This window comes from Pseudovibrio sp. POLY-S9 (assembly GCF_001431305.1).
Taxonomy (GTDB): Bacteria; Pseudomonadota; Alphaproteobacteria; order Rhizobiales; family Stappiaceae; genus Pseudovibrio.
Window position 1 is genome coordinate 1 of record NZ_LCWX01000036.1, and the last position, 1,428, is coordinate 1,428.

Sequence of the window (1,428 nt, forward strand, 5' to 3'; positions counted from 1 at the left end):
CATTGGCGATTGAGAAGGCGAAGAGGAAGCAGGGGCGACCGTCTAAGCTGAGCGAAGAGCAGCAGCTTGAAGCTGTTGAAATGAAGGCTTCAGGCAAGACCATCTCACAGATAGCGGCAACCTTCAGCGTTTCACGTGCCGCGATTTACAGTTTGTTAGAGCCGAAGACATCGAAACTCGATGCCTTCGCCAATATCCCCCGTGATGAGTTGCGGGAAATAATGTTTGGGAAGAGGCAGCAAAATTAAGCCCGTCATTCAGATCAGATCAACCCATGATGGAAACGCCCGAAAGTTCGGGGTTGTTTGGGTTTCTATGGTCCTCAGTGTCAGCATTGGCACTATCGCTTTGGTTTGATTGGTAATTGGACACGCCCCTGACGGGTCAGGCCAATCAACGCGCCTATCGGCGCTTACAGAGTCAAACTACCACACCACTAAGCGCGGCAAAGGAGCCGCGTTGTCTCTTCCTGAGCCACCACAGCGCCAAGCCTTGCTAAGTGCCTTAGGCAGTCTGTCTCTGCCATATGGTGACTGTCCTTCGTGCAGGGTTGCACCTTCTTCTTTCTTTTTATGTCGTTTTGACATGAGGACCAGCTACAAGGGCTCGCGCCCTCACGAAAGCTAGTTCGTCGCTCCCCTGCCCACAATCTTCCTCACCTGGCGGCTGCGGGAGATCATGGACAGCCTCTCTTCTCACCAGCTCCCGCACACCCGTTTTAAAGACAAGGGAAATGAAACGGACCTCACAGGGAGCAAGAACAATGGCTAAACTCACCAAAGCAGAAGCAAAGCGCCACGCACAAGCAGTGGACCTCCTTAACAAAGACGTGCTCTCTGAAGATGACAAGGATTTTGTTTTTCAAAACTGGCATGAAGGCGCTGAGTTTGAAAACGGCTCCCGTGGCGCGTTTTTCACCCCTTGGGATCTGGCTTTTGATTTCTCATTTGACTGTGGCGGCCACCGGATCATTGATCTTTGTGCCGGCATTGGAATGCTGTCCTTTGCAGTCTACCACCGCTTGAAGGAGCGCAACGGCAGAGCGCCGGAAATCGTGTGCATTGAACGCAACCCCGCTTATGTGGCCGTTGGAAAGAAACTGCTTCCTGAGGCAACCTGGATTTGTGCTGATGTGTTTGAGTGGGAAGAGCTCAATCTTGGCAGGTTTGATCAGGCGATCAGCAACCCGCCCTTTGGCAAGGTGCCGCGCTCAGGCAATGGCCCAAGCTATAAAGGCGGGCTGTTTGAACACCATGTCATAGATATCGCCTCAAAACTTGCAGATGAGGGAACATTTATCATTCCCCAGAACTCCGCCAGCTTTGCTTATTCTGGTGTGCAGTGCCATCGCCAGACGCCAACCAGCGCAGGCGGCAAGTTTGCAGCTAAACAGGGTTTTGAAATGACGGCAGGCGTGGGGATTGATAC

The 1,428-nt window shown here is 52.5% G+C and carries 2 protein-coding genes; both read left to right on the forward strand.

Going from position 1 to position 1,428, the window contains the following annotated elements:
- A partial coding sequence (locus tag PPL9_RS02170) for a helix-turn-helix domain-containing protein (protein ID WP_161831184.1) occupies nucleotides 1–248 on the forward strand: 248 nt, incomplete at its 5' end.
- A 515-nt stretch (nucleotides 249–763) separates the two neighbouring features.
- On the forward strand, nucleotides 764–1,428 hold a 665-nt coding region (locus tag PPL9_RS02175), incomplete at its 3' end, for a methyltransferase (protein WP_057461112.1).